Source organism: Kitasatospora albolonga (assembly GCF_039535905.1).
GTDB lineage: Bacteria > Actinomycetota > Actinomycetes > Streptomycetales > Streptomycetaceae > Kitasatospora > Kitasatospora albolonga.
Genome location: NZ_BAAAYB010000088.1, coordinates 1 through 15,938, shown reverse-complemented (window position 1 = coordinate 15,938; position 15,938 = coordinate 1). Strand labels below are relative to the sequence as shown.

The 15,938-nt window shown below is 74.3% G+C and carries 18 protein-coding genes; 7 read left to right on the top strand and 11 right to left on the bottom strand.

Annotated features, from left to right (window positions below):
- Positions 1–531, bottom strand: a 531-nt coding sequence (locus ABD946_RS21685; protein ID WP_345286030.1) for a hypothetical protein, incomplete at its 3' end; no start/stop codon positions are given.
- A 32-nt stretch (positions 532–563) separates the two neighbouring features.
- Here ABD946_RS21685 and ABD946_RS21680 point away from each other — a divergent pair.
- The 3 genes from ABD946_RS21680 (at position 564) to fxsA (ending at position 3,220) form a co-directional block, all read left to right on the top strand.
- Entirely contained in the window at positions 564–812 is a 249-nt protein-coding gene (locus ABD946_RS21680; RefSeq protein WP_345286028.1) for a hypothetical protein, read from the top strand.
- A 114-nt stretch (positions 813–926) separates the two neighbouring features.
- Entirely contained in the window at positions 927–2,558 is a 1,632-nt protein-coding gene (gene lnt, locus ABD946_RS21675) for an apolipoprotein N-acyltransferase (protein WP_380148616.1), read from the top strand.
- A gap of 86 nt (positions 2,559–2,644) precedes the next feature.
- The gene (fxsA, locus tag ABD946_RS21670) at positions 2,645–3,220 is read left to right on the top strand and encodes an FxsA family membrane protein (protein ID WP_345286026.1); all 576 of its coding nucleotides are present in this window, start codon (positions 2,645–2,647) and stop codon (positions 3,218–3,220) included.
- A gap of 93 nt (positions 3,221–3,313) precedes the next feature.
- Here the strand turns inward: fxsA and ABD946_RS21665 are convergent, their stop codons facing one another.
- From ABD946_RS21665 to ABD946_RS21655, 3 genes are all read right to left on the bottom strand, one after another.
- Positions 3,314–3,688 (bottom strand): RNA polymerase-binding protein RbpA, encoded by a 375-nt coding sequence (locus tag ABD946_RS21665; RefSeq protein WP_345286024.1) that lies wholly within the window; start codon positions 3,686–3,688, stop codon positions 3,314–3,316.
- A 241-nt stretch (positions 3,689–3,929) separates the two neighbouring features.
- The gene (locus ABD946_RS21660) at positions 3,930–5,540 is read right to left on the bottom strand and encodes a hypothetical protein (protein ID WP_345286022.1); all 1,611 of its coding nucleotides are present in this window, start codon (positions 5,538–5,540) and stop codon (positions 3,930–3,932) included.
- A 97-nt stretch (positions 5,541–5,637) separates the two neighbouring features.
- On the bottom strand, positions 5,638–5,832 hold the full coding sequence (locus tag ABD946_RS21655) for a hypothetical protein (protein ID WP_345286020.1): 195 nt from the start codon (positions 5,830–5,832) through the stop codon (positions 5,638–5,640).
- Between the two features lie 246 nt (positions 5,833–6,078).
- Between ABD946_RS21655 and ABD946_RS21650 the strand changes: the two genes are divergently transcribed.
- Entirely contained in the window at positions 6,079–6,489 is a 411-nt protein-coding gene (locus tag ABD946_RS21650; protein WP_345286018.1) for an ankyrin repeat domain-containing protein, read from the top strand.
- A gap of 36 nt (positions 6,490–6,525) precedes the next feature.
- The gene (locus ABD946_RS21645) at positions 6,526–7,011 is read left to right on the top strand and encodes a GNAT family N-acetyltransferase (RefSeq protein ID WP_345286016.1); all 486 of its coding nucleotides are present in this window, start codon (positions 6,526–6,528) and stop codon (positions 7,009–7,011) included.
- Between the two features lie 21 nt (positions 7,012–7,032).
- Here ABD946_RS21645 and ABD946_RS21640 read toward each other — a convergent pair whose 3' ends face one another.
- The 3 genes from ABD946_RS21640 to ABD946_RS21630 all read right to left on the bottom strand — a co-directional run bounded on the left by ABD946_RS21640 (position 7,033) and on the right by ABD946_RS21630 (position 11,202).
- On the bottom strand, positions 7,033–8,571 hold the full coding sequence (locus ABD946_RS21640; RefSeq protein WP_345286014.1) for a serine/threonine-protein kinase: 1,539 nt from the start codon (positions 8,569–8,571) through the stop codon (positions 7,033–7,035).
- A complete protein-coding gene (locus tag ABD946_RS21635; RefSeq protein WP_345286013.1) occupies positions 8,568–9,092 on the bottom strand; it encodes a hypothetical protein in 525 nt (174 codons plus the stop codon). The genes ABD946_RS21640 and ABD946_RS21635 overlap by 4 nt, the downstream gene beginning before the upstream one ends.
- A gap of 85 nt (positions 9,093–9,177) precedes the next feature.
- A complete protein-coding gene (locus ABD946_RS21630; protein ID WP_345286011.1) occupies positions 9,178–11,202 on the bottom strand; it encodes an N-6 DNA methylase in 2,025 nt (674 codons plus the stop codon).
- 150 nt (positions 11,203–11,352) lie between these two features.
- On the opposite strand from ABD946_RS21630, the gene ABD946_RS21625 reads away from it, so the two are divergent.
- Positions 11,353–12,096, top strand: coding sequence for a hypothetical protein (locus ABD946_RS21625; protein WP_345286010.1), 744 nt, complete (start codon positions 11,353–11,355; stop codon positions 12,094–12,096).
- A gap of 88 nt (positions 12,097–12,184) precedes the next feature.
- Here the strand turns inward: ABD946_RS21625 and ABD946_RS21620 are convergent, their stop codons facing one another.
- The gene (locus tag ABD946_RS21620; protein ID WP_345286008.1) at positions 12,185–12,811 is read right to left on the bottom strand and encodes a hypothetical protein; all 627 of its coding nucleotides are present in this window, start codon (positions 12,809–12,811) and stop codon (positions 12,185–12,187) included.
- A gap of 73 nt (positions 12,812–12,884) precedes the next feature.
- On the opposite strand from ABD946_RS21620, the gene ABD946_RS21615 reads away from it, so the two are divergent.
- Complete coding sequence (locus tag ABD946_RS21615) at positions 12,885–13,883, top strand: Gfo/Idh/MocA family protein (RefSeq protein ID WP_345286007.1); 999 nt, start codon at positions 12,885–12,887, stop codon at positions 13,881–13,883.
- Positions 13,884–13,922: 39 nt separating this feature from the next.
- On the opposite strand, the gene ABD946_RS21610 is transcribed toward ABD946_RS21615, so the two are convergent.
- From ABD946_RS21610 to ABD946_RS21600, 3 genes are all read right to left on the bottom strand, one after another.
- Positions 13,923–14,558, bottom strand: coding sequence for a vitamin K epoxide reductase family protein (locus ABD946_RS21610; protein ID WP_345286005.1), 636 nt, complete (start codon positions 14,556–14,558; stop codon positions 13,923–13,925).
- Positions 14,555–15,379 carry a DsbA family protein gene (locus tag ABD946_RS21605; protein ID WP_345286004.1) on the bottom strand — a complete coding sequence of 275 codons (825 nt, stop codon included), beginning with the start codon at positions 15,377–15,379 and terminating at the stop codon, positions 14,555–14,557. The genes ABD946_RS21610 and ABD946_RS21605 overlap by 4 nt, the downstream gene beginning before the upstream one ends.
- Before the next feature lie 108 nt (positions 15,380–15,487).
- Positions 15,488–15,853, bottom strand: a complete 366-nt coding sequence (locus ABD946_RS21600; protein ID WP_345286002.1) for a hypothetical protein — start codon at positions 15,851–15,853, stop codon at positions 15,488–15,490.
- Positions 15,854–15,938 lie beyond the last annotated feature (85 nt).

Sequence of the window (15,938 nt, the reverse complement as noted above, 5' to 3'; positions counted from 1 at the left end):
CCTGAGAGGGCCCGCTACACGCCGACGTACACGCCCTGGAGGGACCCGACCAGCAGGACCACCACCCCGCCCAGGGCGGCGAGGCCGCAGGCGGACAGGCCCAGCGCGAAGGCGGCCTCCCGGGCGGTGCTGCGCCCCTGACCGGCGGACGACCACCTCCGAGGGGTCCCCGGGGGCGTAGGCGACCTCCAGGGTGGCGGAGGCGCTCTTGGCCCACAGGGAGCGGCTCACGCCGTCGGTGTCCGTGTACGCGTACGTCCACGGCTGGTCGGGCAGCCGCTCGGCCTCGACGGTGATGCCGTGGCGGAGCAGGTACCGCTGACGGTGCGCCAGCCAGAGCCCGCCGAGGCCGACCGCCGTCATCGCCACGCCCAAGGCGCCGCACAGCAGGCTCATCACACCGAGCACGATCCCGGTGAGCCCGCCCGTGGCGATGCCGGTGACGGCGGACACGGCCGTCACCACGAGGCCGAGCAGGAGCGCCCAGCGCTTGAGCAGGCGGATCCGCCGCTGCGGCCGCGTCTCGGCCACGGTGCTGGTGACGACGACGGCCTCCTCGTCGGGTGTGCTCGGGCAGCGCTGCGGTCACCGCCGCGGCGAAGACCGCGGCGGCGGCGCTGCTCACCCCCGGCGACCCGGTGCACGGCGGCCCCGGCGGCCAGCTCGACGCTCACCGACCGGTCCTCCGCGCGCACCCGGCGGACCGCCGCCAAGGGATCCGCAGCTGCGCGTGGCGGGCGGGTCAGGACCAGGGCCTCGCCGTCGAGACGCAGCACGGCGCCCTGGCTTCCCCGCAGGACGGGTATCGGTGACGTGATCGACATGATCGTGATCGTAGGAGCGGACGGGGAGGGGCGGAAGTCCACGGGGTGCACGGGCCTGGCTCCCGTGTTCCGGGGTCTCCGGGGTACCGTCTTCCGACCAGAATGGAAGCGCGTGCACAGCAGAGAGGTGGTGCGCAGGTGGCACTGCCCGTCGAACAGGAACGCCCCGTGGCGGAAACCGAGCCCGAGACCCCGGTCCAGCGGAGGCTGATCCGGCTGCCGGACCTGCGCCGGACCGGCCTGGCCGTGGCCGCCGGGCTGCTGCTCGCGCTGGCCTTCCCGCCGTACGGCCTGTGGCCGCTGTCGCTGGTCGGCGTCGCCGCCCTGTCGCTGCTCACCCGTGGGCGGACGGCCCGTCAGGGGGCGTGGACGGGCTTCGCGTTCGGCCTGCCGTTCTTCCTGCTGCTGCTCGGCTGGCTGCGGGTGATCGGCTGGGACGCCACCGTCGGACTCTCCGTCATCGAGGCGCTGTTCATGGCCGCCCTGGGCTCGGGCCTGGCCGCCACCTCCCGCCTGCGCGGCTGGCCGCTCTGGGCGGCCTGCCTCTGGGTCGCCCAGGAGTGGGCCCGGGACCGGATACCGCTGGGCGGCTTCCCCTGGGGCCGGCTGGCCTTCGCCAACACCGCCAGCCCGTTCACTCCGCTCGCGGCGCTGGGCGGCGCCCCGCTGGTGACCTTCGCCGTCGCGCTGAGCGGCGCCCTGCTGGCCTGGGCCGCGCTCCGGCTGCGCCGCGGTGCCCGGCCCGCCGCGGCGGCGGGCGTGGCGGGCGCGGTGGCCGCGCTGCTGGCCGGGTACCTGGTGCCCGTCCCGACCGCCGCCGACGACACCCTCAAGGTCGCGGTGATCCAGGGCGACGTGCCGAGCCCCGGCATGCACTTCCTGGGCCGCCCGATGACGGTGCTGAACAACCACGCCCGGGCCACCGAGAAGCTCGCCGCCGACATCGCGGCCGGCAAGGCGGAGAAGCCCGACGTGGTCATCTGGCCGGAGAACTCCTCCGACCTCGACCCGTTCTCCGAGCCGCTCGCGTACGCCCGGATCGACGAGGCCGTGAAGGCGATCGGCGTGCCCGTCCTGGTCGGCACCCTGGTCGACGGCCCGGACGCCCAGCACGTGCAGAACCAGGGCATCGTCTGGGACCCGAAGACCGGCCCCGGTGCCTCGTACACCAAGCAGCACCCGGTGCCGTTCGGCGAGTACGTGCCCTTCCGTGACCAGCTGTCCAAGGTGATCACCCGGCTGCAGATGGTCGCCCGCGACTTCTACCCGGGCACGAAGAACGGCGTCATGGACCTCGGCCCGGCCCGGATCGGCGACGTGATCTGCTTCGAGGTCGCCTACGACGGCATCGTCCGCGACACCGTCAACGAGGGCGGCCGGGTACTGGTCGTGCAGACCAACAACGCCACCTACTCGGAGACCGGCCAGCCCCAGCAGCAGCTGGCGATGTCCCGCCTGCGGGCGGTCGAGCACGGCCGCGCGGTGCTGATCGCCGCCACCAACGGCATCAGCGCGATCATCGCCCCCGACGGCACGGTGGTGCAGGAGAGCAGGCTGATGACCGCCGCCGAGCTCAGCGCGGTGGTGCCGCTGCGGGACGGCAGGACGGTCGCGGACCGGGTCGGTGCCGGGCCCGAGTGGGTGCTGGCGCTGACCGGCCTCGGCGCCTGCGCGCTGGTCGCGCTGGGGGCGCTGCGCCGGCGGAGGGGCTCCGGAACACCGACCGGTTCCTGACCGTTGTCCCAGGTGGCGCCCGGGGTGCGGGCCGGAGAAGCCGGCCCGGTCCAGAGCCGGGTGCCACGACGGAGTGGATCAGAACCGTGAGCCAGCACGTACCCCCGGCCCCCTCTGCCCCGCCGCGCAGCCGTGTGCGCCGGGTGCTGCCGCTGCTGATCGCCGCCTGGCTGGTGCTGGAGATCTGGCTGCTGACCGTGGTCGCCTCGGCGACCAGCTGGTTCGCCGTGATCCTGCTGCTGGCCGGCGGCGCCTTCCTCGGCGGCTGGCTGATCAAGCGCGCCGGGATGAAGGCGATCTCGGCCGCGATCGAGCAGAGCAGGTCCCCGCAGTCCGCCCAGCCGCAGACCGGCACCAGCATGACCGTGCTGGCCGGGACGCTGCTGATCCTGCCGGGCTTCCTCTCCGACGTGCTCGGCCTCTCGCTGCTCTTCCCGCCCACCAGGGCGCTCTGGCGCTCGCTGGGCCGCCGCCTGGCGGGCAGGGCGCTGCGCTCCACCTCCCCGGTCGGTGCGGACCGCCTGGCGGACGCCGTGCGCCTGCAGGAGCAGCTGCGCATCCACCGCCCCGACGGCAAGGTCATCCAGGGCGAGGTGGTCGACCCGGCCACCGGCCCGGCCAAGGGGCCGGACACCGACTACCGTCCCCCGATCGCCGGCTGAGGGACGAGCTCGGAAACACCGAGGGGCCCGGGCTTCCTGATCGGAAGCTCGGGCCCCTTCGGTGCTACGGGGTACTGCACGGGTACTACGGGGTCAGGCGCTCTTGCGGGTGTCCCGCGGGTGCACCGCGAGGTTCATCCCACCGGAGCGGAGGACGGCCAGGCGCTCTGCCAGGACCTCCTCGAGCTCCTCGCGCGTCCGACGCTCCATCAGCATGTCCCAATGGGTACGCGTCGGCTTGGTCTTCTTCTCCTCCGGCTCATCACCGTCGAGCAGCATGGCCTCCTGGCCACAGAACCGGCATTCCCAGGCCGAGGGGATCTCCGCCTCGACGGAGAAGGGAACCTCGAACCGGTGTCCGTTCTGACATGCGTACTCGACGGTCTGGCGGGGAGCCAGGTCGATTCCACGGTCGGTCTCGTAGCTGGTCGCCCCGAGTCGCGTGCCGCGGAGAGCTCGCTCGCTCATGAAATCGTGCCTCCCGGGCTTCTGGCCCACAGGACTAGTGGTCTGTCATCGTCGTTCGGTCAACGCTCGGCCACCGACGAAGATTCCCGTTCCGGGGCGTGCGTCGCCTGTCGTGCCGCCACTGTTTGTACCCATCGTCGCCCGATTTGTCACATCTGAACGTATTTATCACCCAGTGTGCCGTCATCGTTGCGCAGAGTTGTCCAGTTGGTCGCGGCCAGACAGCTTAGCGGTTACGGATTCACCACACGGGACGGGGGCGGATCGCGGGCGGTTCCTTCGGCATGTCGGGCACTGCGGGGGCGGGTCCGTCGGTGGCGGAGGACGTCGCCGGGGCCTTCACCAGCGGGTCGGCGGCCGCCTCGGTGCGGGTGTCGCGGTGGGGGAGCAGGGCGATCACCGCCTCGCGCTGCGCGGTGGGGGCCTCCTCGTCCAGCGGGTCCACCGTGGCCGGCACCTGGAGGCGGACGGGGGCGGCGGTGCCGAGGCGGGCGTAGCCGCGGCCGGGCTCGGTGCGGCCGGCCGCCGGGGTGATGTCCAGCGCGGTGGCGAGGGCGGCGGAGGCGGTCTCGGCGGTGGTCTGGCCGAGCACCACCCGGGCCCGGGTGGTGGCCCGGGCGGTCGGGGAGATCCGCTCGTACGCCGTCAGGTCCTCGGCGATCACCACGGTGACCCGGGCCGCCCGGCCGTGCCGCAGCGGCAGCTCCAGCAGCTCCTGCGGGTCCGGGCGGCCCTCGGCGTGGGCCAGCTCGGTGAGCTCCGTGGGGTGGTCGAGCAGCAGCCAGAGCGGGCGGGTGACGTCCTCGGGGACGGCCACCCCGTGGTGGCGGGCCGCGTTGAGGGCGGAGAGGCGGCGCTCGGTCTCGTTGGCGGCCCACTCCAGGGCTGCCAGGGTGCCGCGCAGGCTGGTCTCCACGGTGTGCACGCCGGGGCGGTTGACCAGGCAGGCGTGCTCGCCGGTGCCCGCGCCGTCGATCACCATCAGGTCGCCGTGGCGCAGCGCCTGGAGGGCGATCGAGCGCAGCAGGGTGGAGGTGCCGGAGCCGGCCGTGCCGAGGGCCAGCAGGTGCGGCTCGCCGGCCCGCGGGCCGGTGCGCCAGATCACCGGGGGCTGCTGCGCGGTGGCGCCGCCCTGGGTGACCGGGATGGTGCGCTGGCTGTCGTGGCCGTCGGTGAAGCCGAGCACGATCTCGCCGGGAGCGGTGACGAAGGGCTGGGCCCAGACGTCGGTGGGCAGCGGGGCCAGGGCGCTCACCCGCAGCCGGTTGGACTCCTCGTCCCAGTCGAAGCGGTACTCGCGGCCGCGGCCGGCCTTGCCCTGGATCACCTGCTCGATCCGGGCCCGGGCGGAGGGCTCGGTGTCGGTGAACCAGGCGGGGTAGGCGAGGTCCAGGGTGGACAGGCGGCCCTCCCCGTCGAACTCCCAGCCGCTGAAGGCCGCCTTGTGGCTGCCCTCGGCGGAGTACAGCGGGCTCGGGTCGTCCAGGCCGGCCAGGTACGGGGTCAGCGCGGCGTAGAGGGCCGCCAGCTTGAGGTCGCCGGCGTCCGGGGCGGGCGCCGCGGGGGCGGCCTTGGGGGAGCGTCCGTACCAGGCGGCGCTGGCCATCACGGCGATCAGGGCGAACAGCGGGCCGCGCGGGATCAGGAAGACGCCGAGCACGGCGGCGGCGGTCAGGAAGAGCGTCGGGCCGCGCTTCTCCTTGGGGGTGGCGGCCCAGCGGGCCTTGGCCCAGTCGGAGTGGTGGCGCAGGCCGCGGCCGAGCACGGTGAGCGGGGCGAACATGTCGGCGGCGTGGTCGCCGGCGGTGCGGGCCAGGTCGCGGCCTCGGCTGAGGTGGCGGGTGACGGACATTCGGCGGGACTCTCCGGGGACGGGGGAAGGGGACGGGAAGACGCTTCAGGCCCGGGGCGGTGGGGATCCGCACCCGGGCCGAACGGAGACCGGACCGTCAGAACTTGATGCCGCCGAGCAGGCTCGCGAGGCTCGCGCCGCCGGCCTGGATGCTCGGGGCGATCGAAGAGCCCGCGATGTAGAAACCGAGGAGTGCGCAGACGATCGCGTGCGAGACCTTGAGCCCGTCTCGGCGGAAGAACAGGAATGCGATGGTGCCGAACAGGACGATGCCGGAGATGGAGAGAATCACGCGACGGCTCCTCGGTCTGGGGACGACGGGACACACAGGAATTCGGCGTAACCGAAAGTGTCCTTATCGTGACAAAAAGTAATAGATGATGGAACGTGGCAAATGGGTGGTTTCCCGGAGAACCCCGACGTAGGGCGTACACGAGCGGCGAAATTCGCCCGAACGGCTGCCCCTACCGTCCGTGCGCGTGTCGTCCGCTACGGTGCGTACGGCACCACCGACCCCGATCCGAGAGAGGCCCCGTCAATGTCAGACTCCGCCGACGCTCCCAAGACCCCGGACGCCGAGGTCATCGCACTCGCCGGCAAGCTCTTCGACGCCGCCCGCCAGGGCGACACCGCACTGCTCGGCGCCTACCTGGACGCCGGGGCCCCGGCCGACCTGTCGAACGACCGCGGTGACTCCCTGGTGATGCTGGCCGCGTACCACGGCCACGCCGACACCGTCCGGGTCCTGCTCGGGCACGGCGCCGATCCGGACCGGGTCAACGACCGGGGCCAGACGCCGCTCGCGGGCGCCGTCTTCAAGGGCGAGGCCGCGGTGATCGACGCGCTGCTGGAGGGGAACGCCGACCCCAGGGCGGGCGCCCCGACCGCCGTCGAGACGGCCCGGATGTTCGGCAAGGACGATCTGGTGGCCCGGTTCGAAGGCCGCTGATCACGTCCGGACGGTGAGGCCGTAGGCTTGGCGGCCATGGAGATCCGCACCACCGGTTTCGCGCACCCCGACGCCGCCAAGCTCTCGGCCGAGGTCCAGCAGGAGTACGTCCAGCGGTACGGCGAGGGCGACCTGACGGTCATCCACCCCGAGCACTTCGACCCGCCGGCCGGGCTCTTCGTGGTGGGCTACCTGGACGGCGTGCCGGTCGCCTGCGGCGGCTTCCGGGTCAAGCAGGCCGGGCCGGACGACGTCCGGGACGGCGACGGCGAGCTGAAGCGGATGTACGTCTCGGCCTCCGCCCGCGGCCGGGGCCTGTCCCGGGCGGTGCTGCGGCACCTGGAGGCCGAGGCGCTGGCCGCCGGTCTGACCAGGCTGATCCTGGAGACCGGCACCGAGCAGCCGGAGGCGATCGGGCTGTACGAGTCCGAGGGCTACCGGCCGATCACCAAGTACGGCTACTACCGCGACCACCCGGAGAGCCTCTGCTACGGCAAGGAGCTCGTCCCGGCCGTCGCCTGACGGGCCGTCACCCGGCGGTCCTCAGCGGCCGTCCAGCCGCTCCAGGAACCGGCGGGTCTCGGCGGCGATCGGGTGGTGCGGGCCGTAGTGCCGCTCGGCGCCGAGCAGCACCTGGAGCAGCGTCGTCCGGGCCTCGGCGTCGGCACCGGTCTGCAGCTGCAGCCGGGCGATGCGGTGGCGGGCGTCCAGGGCGGGCGCCGCATCGGTGGCCGCGAGCCGGTCCAGCCCGGGGAGCGCGGCGCGGTACTCGGCGAGTGCGCCCGCGTGGTCGCCGAGGCGGTCCAAGCACTGCGCCGCCTCGGCCCGCAGGTGCGCGGTCCGCGGATCGTCCGGGCCGTTCCCGGTGACGGACTCCTCGATCAGCAGCCGGAGTTCGGGGAGCGCCGTGCCGAACATCCCGGCCTCCAGCAGCGTCGCGGCGTACTGCCTGCGCAGCATCAGGACGACGGCCGAGTGCGGGCCGTGGGTCTCCACCGCGACGGGCAGGGCCCGGCCGAGCGGGCCGACCGCGTCCGAGAGCCGTCCGGCGTCCAGCAGCCGTCTGGCCTCCTCGACGGCGGCGGCCACGTCCGTCTCCGGGGTGTCCGCCGCACGCGGGGCCGTCACGGGCGGTGCGGGCGGTACGGGCGTCGGACGGTCGGTCCAGGGGGCGTACGGCCGGCGGAAGGGCCGGGTCGGGTCCGTCGGTGGTCCTCCGCCGGAGGCGGCCGCCGGGCCTTCGGCCGGCCTCGGGAGCAGGGGTTCGAGCGCTCGGTACACCGCCGTCGCGTCGGCCGGCCGGTCGCGCGGGTCCTTGGCGAGCAGGTGGAGGACCAGCGCCTCGAGCGGCTCGGGAACCTCCGGCCTGATCGTGCGCAGCGGGGCCGGCGGCTCGTGGAGGTGCTGGTGCAGCAGGCCGAGCGGGGCGGTGCGGGTGAACGGGACGCTGCCGCTCAGCAGTTCGTGCAGGATCACGCCGAGCGAGTAGAGGTCGGTGCGCGGGCCGACCGGATCGCCGATGGCCTGCTCCGGAGCCGTGTACGCCGGGCTGCCGAGGTGCGTCCCGGTGAGGGTGAGCCGGGAGGCGTCGCTGTCCAGGACGGTGGCGAGGCCGAGGTCCAGCAGGACCACGGTGCCGTCGGTGCGGACCATCACGTTGCGCGGCTTGAGGTCGCGGTGCACGGCCGGCAGCGCGTGCACGGCGGCCAGCACCGAGCAGAGCTGGGCCGCCACGGCGACCGCCCAGGGCCAGGGGTACGGGTCCTGCTCGGCCAGGTGGTCGGCCAGGTCCGACCCGCGGACGTACTGCATCACCAGGCAGAGGTCGTCCCCGTCGTGCGCGACGTCGTGCACGGTGACCAGGCCCGGGTGGTCGATCCGGGCGGTGACACGGCACTCGCGGGCGAACCGGCGCCGTAGGTCCCCGGCGTGCTCGGAACCGGTGATCCGGTCCGGCCGGAGGAGTTTGACGGCGACCCGGCGGTCGAGGGTGTGGTCGTGCGCCGTCCACACCTGGCCCATGCCGCCCTGGCCGATCAGGGTGGTCAACTCGTAGCGTCCGCTGATCAGACGGGCCCTCACGGAGCGTCCTGCTGCTTCAGGTAGGCGCTGAGTTCGTCAAGTCCGGAGCGGACTTGGTCGACCCGCCGCTGGTTCGGCACGGCCGGGAGGGCGTAGCCGGTCACGGGTGGCAGCACGGCGGCGTGCGGCGCGGGCAGCGCGTGGCCGTACCAGACGGGCGGGTTGCCGGGCACCGCCGGGGGAGGCGGAGCCTGACGACGGGTCAGACCGACCGCGGCGGTGTAGGCCGACACGAGGGCCGCCTGGCTGAGCAGGATCAGCATGGCGATCGCGACAGAGGTGTCGTCCGACCTGCCGATCAGGAACCCGCTGCCCAGGACCACGGCGAGCGAGGCGCAGAAGAGCAGCCAGTCGCGGAGCCGCCGGTGGACCAGGGCCGGGACCAGCAACGGCAACCACGCGAGGAAGCCGAGGCTGCAGACCGCGATCAGGGCCAGGGCCGCCCGCAGGAGCACGAGCCACACCCGTACCGCACTGCCGGGCGTCGGCGGGGCCGGGGCCGTCGGGGTCGGGCCGTACATGGCGGGACTCCTCCGGCGCTGTGGGTGGGGGCTGGCTGTCTGCCGGAGGGCAGCTTACAGATCGCTCCGGGGTCCGTCTGCCGGTCTAACGAGGCGCCAGGCTCCCGTCGGTGAGGCCGTCGTAGAGGCCCTGGACGAGCTGCTCGCCCAGCCCGGCCGCCGTCCGGTACGCCGCCTCGAAGTCGGCCAGGGCGCGGAACCGCTCGCCGTACAGCCGCTGGTCGGACAGGGGCAGCCGCGGCACCTGGAGGCGGCGCACGTCCAGCCGGACGGCGGACGAGGTGAAACTGCTGGCCTGCTGGTTGTTGGCGGTGCCGCGTACGAAGCCGGACAGGAACCACGGGTCCAGGACGGCGGCATCGGGCCTCAGCAGGTGCACGTTGCGCCCGAGGGCGGCCCCGGCGGTGGCCGGGCCGACGACCCGGGTGACCGTGCCGCGGCCGAGAACCGGTACCAGGACGTCCCCGACCCGGAGGAGCACCGCCTCCTCGGCCGCGCCCTCGGGCGGGGCGCCGGACGGCGGTCCGCCGGTCAGCACGTCGTGCTCGGTCAGGATCGGCGGGCCGCCGCCCTGGCCGCCCCCGGGGCCGCCGGTGAGGACCACCAGGGCACCGCTGCGGGCGAGTTCACCGATGCTGGTCATCGCCCAGCGGCCGGGCCGGGTGGCCGGCCCGGCCTTCGGCGCCAGGTCGGTGGCGCTCCGCAGGGCCGCGGTGAGTTGCTGGTGGAGCCCGGCCAGGGCGGCCCGGCCGGGCTCGACCGCCCGGGCCGGCAGGTGGCGGGCCGGGGTCACGTCCACGTCGTCGTCGAGCAGGTCGACCAGCGGGACGGTGCGGCTGAGGCCGGGGCGCTCCGTGGTCGCGCCGTCCCGGTCGAACTCCTGCCAGGCCGTCAGCACCGCGCCGCGCAACTCGGGCCAGGGCAGCCGGTCCTGGCCGTCCGGGCGGTCCGCGACGTTCACCACCAGCAGCTGCTGCGGCTGGGGCGCGTGGGCCGCCGGGCGGCGCAGCACCCACAGGTGCAGCGGGATGCCGAACGGCGGGGCCGCACCGGCGGGCAGGGCGACCACGGCGCGCAGGGCGCCGCGCCGCAGCAGGTCGGCCCGGATGCGGCGGCCCGAGCGGCGGGAGGCCGCCGCCGGGGGCATCAGCAGGACGGCGGGGGCGCCGTCGTCCAGGTGGCCGAGGGCGTGCTGGACCCAGGCCAGTTCGGACTCGGTCCTGGGCGGCAGGCCGTACTCCCAGCGGGGGTCGTAGGCGAGCTCCTCGTGGCCCCAGGAGCGCTCGTTGAACGGGGGGTGGCAGAGCACCGCGTCGGCCCGCAGGCCCGGGTGGGCGTCGGTGCGCAGGCTGTCGCCGACCCGGATCCGGACGGGCGCGTCGGTGTGCAGGGCGAGCCGCAGTGCGGTGAGCGCGGCGAGGTCGGGGTCGGACTCCTGGCCGGTCACGGTGGAGCCGGGTCCGGTGGCCAGCAGCAGGCCGCCGAAGCCGCAGGCGGGGTCCAGGACCAGCCCGGCGCGGCCGGCCAGCGCGGCCATCAGCTCGGACAGCGGTGCGGGGGTGAGGGTGTACTGGCGCGGCCCGGCCTCCAGGTGACGGCCCATCAGGAACTCGTACGCCTGACGGGCCCCGGTCTCCTCGGCCAGCTCCGCGCACCCGCGCACCAGCGGCAGACGGTCCGTCAGCCCAGGCCCGTCCGGGACGGCGACGGGGTGGTCCTCGCCGAGGCGAGCGCGCAGGGCCTCGGCGAGCGCGGAGGGCAGCTCGCGGGCCAGCTCGGCGTCGTCGGTGGCGATCAGCCGCTGCCAGGCGGCGGGGTGCTCGCGCAGCAGCAGGACGGCGCCGATCAGGCGCAGCGCGGTGGCCGCCCCGGCCGGGTCCTGCTCGACCTGCTGCCAGAGCCGCTCGCGCAGCGGGACCTGGTCGACCTTGCCCTGGTCGCGCAGCCAGCGTTCGACCTCGGCCAGGTCGAAGACCGGGCTGGTGTCGGTGCCGCCGACCGGCTTGGGGAAGTCGCCGTGCCGCCGCCGCCAGTTGCTCACCGCGGCTCGGCCGACGCCGGCGAAGCGGGCGATTCCGGCGGCGGTGACCTCGGTCCTGTTCTCCGTCACTGAGCGGGCCCTTCCGTGGCGGCGTGCTGGTGCGCTCGCATCCTACAACCTTCCTCACGGCGTGAACGGCTGTTGACGCGGTTCACAGTGCATGCTGTGATTGGCGCGCCACTCACCTGGTCCCGTCCGCCCGAAAGGTGCCCACCCCTCATGTCGCAGTTCCTCCGCAGATCCGCCGTCCTCACCTGCGGCGCCGGTCTGGTCCTCGGTCTCGTCGCCTGCCAGCCGAAGGGCGACATCCAGACCGGTGGTGCGTCCCCTGCGGCCACCGCGAGCGCGTCGTCCTCGCCGAGCCCCCGCAAGTCCACCGGCACCGAGGGGCTGCCCAACGGCGCCCAGCTCGCCGCGATGCTGCTGCCTGCCGAGGCGCTGCCGACGCTCAAGCTCAACCCCGACAGCGTCCGCAGCACCGGCACCGGCTTCAATCCGCCGATCTCCCCGACCGCCGTCCCCCAGGACCAGGTCTGCAAGGCCTTCGACGGCTCGGCCTGGAGCAACGTGGCCGGGTACAGCTACGCGTCCTTCGCGCAGAACGACTACACCGACGAGTCGCAGGACATGTTCGCCCAGGAGCTGGAGACGTACCGGGGCGACGACGCCCGGGTGGTGATGGGCAAGCTCCGGGAGGCCCTGACCGCCTGCCACGGCTACGTCTCGGAGCAGGACGGCGTGAAGCACAAGGTCACCATCGAGCTGAAGGAGCTGCCCGGCGTCGGGGACGAGGCCGTCCAGGCCGTCCGCACCGCGCCGACCTGGACCGGCGGCGCCACCCTGGTGGCCGCCCGGGTCGGCAGCGTCGTGGTGACCACCTACTACAACGACCAGCGCAACACCGGGTCCGCCGGCATCGACCTGACCAAGGCCCTGGTCAAGAACGTGACCGCCGCGCGCTGACCGCGCCGCCCGGCGGTCGGCCACCGAACGGCGGCGGGCCCGGCACCACGAGGGGTGTGCCGGGCCCGCCGCTCCCACGGGGCCGCCGTCAGGCGGACTCCCCGGCGAACAGCCGGGCCAGGGCGACGGCGACGGGCTCCGCGTACCCCTCCGGCAGCCGCTCGGCGGCCCAGGCGGCGGCCAGCGCCCGGAAGTCCGCGAGGTCCCGCTCCACCCCGGCCAGCAGCCGCTCCAGCTCGCCGTGCGTGAGCTCGATGACCGCGCTCGCCGGGTCCTCGGCGTCGACGGTGAGCCGGACCGAGCGACCGTTGCCGTCCGCATGCGGGCTCAACGGCGGGTGCCCGTACCAGAGTTCGCCACCCTGCGGGACGGCGTACCAGTCCCGCCACGACTCCAGACCGTCGCAGCAGGCCGGGTTGAACACCACGCCGGTGCCGGTGTCGGTGACCTGCAGCCCGCCGAAGGCCACCAGGTCCTCCGGGGTCAGCAGGCCCTGGAGGAGGGCGGTCGCGGACGCGAACGCCCGGTCGTCGTCCTCGCCGTCGTGGGAGCGGATCCGGTTGGCGGAGGCGATCGCCAGCACGGCCGTGCCGACCTCGGCCGGCGTCAGGCCGCCGTGCAGGGGCTGGAAGGAGAAGTCGGGAACCACGGAGACCGGCCAGAGGGCGAAGTCCGCCGAACCGTTGACTTCCACCACGGGCTTCATCACGATCATCCCGGCAGTGTTCCGTACCCGAAGCCGGGGCCGCACCCGGTTTGCCGCGGGGGCCCGTTGACGAGGAGAGTCCGTGCAGCCGATCACCGACCGTCCGATCCGCTGGGGGATCCTGGCCACCGGTGGGATCGCCGCCGCCTTCGCCGAGGACCTGGCAGCGGTGGAGGGGGCCGTGGCGCACGCCGTCGCCTCGCGCACCGAGTCCGCGGCGCGGGAGTTCGCCGGGCGGTACGGCATCCCCCGTGCGTACGGGAGCTGGCGTGAGCTGGCCGCCGACCCCGAGGTGGACGTGGTGTACGTGGCCACCCCGCACTCCGCGCACCACGAGGCCACCGCGCTGCTGCTGGAGGCCGGCAAGGCCGTGCTGTGCGAGAAGCCGTTCACGCTGAACAGCGGCCAGAGCGCCGAGCTGATCGCCACCGCGCGCAAGCGCGAGCTGTTCCTGATGGAGGCGATGTGGACCTACCTCAACCCCGCCGTGCGCCGGCTCGTCGAGCTGGTGGAGGACGGCGCGATCGGTGAAGTCCGGTCCGTCCAGGCCGAGTTCTCCTTCGCGGGCCCGACCGACCCGGGCCACCGGCTCTGGGATCCGGCGCTCGGCGGCGGCGCCCTGCTCGACCTCGGCGTCTACCCCGTCTCCTTCGCCCAACTCCTGCTCGGCGAACCGGAGTCGGTGCAGGCCCGGGCCTCGCTCAGCGACCGCGGCGTGGACGCCAACACCGCCGTGCTGCTCGGCCACCCGGGCGGCGCCACCGCGCTGCTGCACTGCTCCCTGGTCGCCCAGAGCGGCCAGCGCGCCGCCGTCCACGGCACCGGGGGCTGGATCGAGCTGGAGCGGGACTTCTTCCACGCCGCCGGCTTCACCCTGCACCGCGAGGGCCGCGACCCCGAGCCGTACCGGGCCGCCCCGAGCACCGGCCACGGCTACGGGCCGGAGGCCGCCGAGGTGGTCCGCTGCCTGCGGGCGGGGCTCACCGAGTCCCCCTACGTGCCGCTGGACTCGACGCTCGCGGTGATGCGCACCCTGGACGCCGTCCGCGAACGGATCGGCGTGCGCTACCCGGGCGAGTGAGCCCCCGCCCGGGCAGCCGCCCGCTGCCCTGACCAGGCGTCAGGGCAGCAGGGTGCGCCAGTAGGACCAGAACCGCTCCAGCACCAGCATCGCCAGGACGGTGTACCAGAGCAGCGGCACCGTCCAGTGGTAGCGCCCCACCACCCGGCGCAGCCACGCCGAGTTGTGCAGCGAGAGATACCAGGCGAGCGGTGCCACCACCGCCCAGACCACCAGGCAGTACGGGCAGAGCGCGCCGATCTCGTACAGCGCCTGGTCGGCCAGCCAGAGCACGAAGCCGACCCCGGCCAGACTGCCGAGCTGGAGGCCGGTCCAGTACCAGCGGCGGTAGGTGGCGCCCGCGAACAACCCCGCGCCGGTGGCCAGCACGACCGCGAAGGCGGCCAGGCCGAACAGCGAGTTGGGGACGCCGAAGGCGCTGGCCTGGTCGGTGCGCATGACCGAGCCGCAGCTGATCACCGGGTTGATGTTGCAGCTGGGCACGTAGGCCGGGTCCTGGAGCAGCCGCAGCTTGTCGACCGTCAGGACGCCCGAGGCGGCCAGGCCGAGGGCGCCGCAGACGGTGAGCAGCCAGGCCACCCGGCGGTCGGCCGAGGCGGCGGGGACCGGGGTGGCGGGGACCGGGGCGGTGGGGACCGGGGCGGTGGGGACCGGGGCGGTGGTGGCGGCGGTCACGGTGTGCCCACGCTCTGGCGGACCAGCGCGGCGAAGGCGTCGCCGGTGATGATCTGGTTGTTCGGGAAGACGTTCAGCGGCTTGTCGTCGAGCAGGACGGTGGGGGTGCCGCGCACGCCGCTGGCGTTGAAGGCCTTCGCCACCTTGGCGGCCCAGGGCAGGTAGGTGCCCTCCTGGACGGCCTTGACGAAGGCGTCGGTCTTCAGGCCCGGCACCTTCCCGGCCAGGTCGAGGATGGTGTTGACGTCACCGAAGCCGTCCTTGCGCTCGTCCGGCTGGTTGGCGTAGAGCACGTCGTGGAAGGCCTTGAACTTGTCCGGGCCCTCGTTGAGCGCGGCCCCGGCGGCGGCCAGCGCGGTCTTGGAGCCCTTGCCGCCGAGGTTGTCGTCGAGGAAGGCGGCGAGGTGGAACTCGATCTTGTAGGTGCCCTCGTCGGCCAGCTGCTGGATGGTCTTCCCGGCGCTGGTCTCCAGCTTCTCGCAGATCGGGCAGCGGAAGTCCTCGTAGACCTTGAGGGTGTGCGGGGCGTCGGCCTTGCCGTAGGTGACCACGGTGGAGTCCGGGCCGGTGGCGTTGGCCGGGACCACCAGTGCGGTCGGGGCGGCGACGGAGGCGGAGGCGGGTTCGGCGGTGGTGCGGGTGGCGGAGACCACGGCGACGGTGGCGCCGGCGAGGGCGAGCACGGCGACCACGGCGCCGGCCGTGGCGAGGCGGCGCCGGACGGTGGCGCGGCGGGTCTCCGCCTCGCGGGCCTCGGCGAGGCGCTCGCGGGCGGCGCCGGTCTTCGGGGTGTTCTTCGGGGTGTTCTTCTGGGTGGTCATGACGGTCCGTCAACTCCTGGGGCGCGGGCAGGCCGGGACACGGCCGTGCCGTCGGTGGGGTGAGCCGCCGGAGGGTCGGACCAGCAGGGGTGCGGGTGACGCGCTCCGTCAGCGGGCGAGGGCGAACTCGCGCGCCGGGGGCCCGCGCCGGGGCGCCGGGGTGAGGACCACGCCTTCACGCCGGGGGAGCAGGACGTCCGCGCGGAGCGGGGGCGTGAGCGCCCGCTCGGGAAGCGGAAGGGGGGCGAGCAGCATCGCCCGCAGCGGCGGCGGCAGCAGCCCCGCCAGCAGCCGCAGCGCCTCGGCCAGGCCGGTCAGCGCCGCCTCGCCCAGCCGCAGCCAGCAGGCGGCGGCCAGCGCCAGCGCCAGGTGCACCAGCAGCACCAGCGCCTGCGCGCTGGTGGCGGCGGAGCCCGGAGCGTCGGTGAACAGCGGCCCGTTCAGCGAACCGCCGCCGCAGACCAGCAGGTCCACACTGCGCGCCGGGGCGGCACAGGCGTCCTGCCCGAGGTTGAAGGCCCGCGTTGAGCAGCAGCTCGACCGGCACCATCACGGCCAC

What these genes read in the sequence shown, in the direction of transcription:
- ABD946_RS21625 (WP_345286010.1), top strand. Translation starts at nt 11,353, where the DNA reads ATGTCGCAGTTCCTCCGCAGATCCGCCGTCCTCACCTGCGGCGCCGGT.
- lnt (WP_380148616.1), top strand. Translation starts at nt 927, where the DNA reads ATGGAAGCGCGTGCACAGCAGAGAGGTGGTGCGCAGGTGGCACTGCCC.
- ABD946_RS21665 (WP_345286024.1), bottom strand. Translation starts at nt 3,688, where the DNA reads ATGAGCGAGCGAGCTCTCCGCGGCACGCGACTCGGGGCGACCAGCTAC.
- ABD946_RS21645 (WP_345286016.1), top strand. Translation starts at nt 6,526, where the DNA reads ATGGAGATCCGCACCACCGGTTTCGCGCACCCCGACGCCGCCAAGCTC.
- ABD946_RS21605 (WP_345286004.1), bottom strand. Translation starts at nt 15,379, where the DNA reads ATGACCACCCAGAAGAACACCCCGAAGAACACCCCGAAGACCGGCGCC.
- ABD946_RS21635 (WP_345286013.1), bottom strand. Translation starts at nt 9,092, where the DNA reads ATGTACGGCCCGACCCCGACGGCCCCGGCCCCGCCGACGCCCGGCAGT.
- ABD946_RS21660 (WP_345286022.1), bottom strand. Translation starts at nt 5,540, where the DNA reads ATGTCCGTCACCCGCCACCTCAGCCGAGGCCGCGACCTGGCCCGCACC.
- ABD946_RS21620 (WP_345286008.1), bottom strand. Translation starts at nt 12,811, where the DNA reads ATGATCGTGATGAAGCCCGTGGTGGAAGTCAACGGTTCGGCGGACTTC.
- ABD946_RS21650 (WP_345286018.1), top strand. Translation starts at nt 6,079, where the DNA reads ATGTCAGACTCCGCCGACGCTCCCAAGACCCCGGACGCCGAGGTCATC.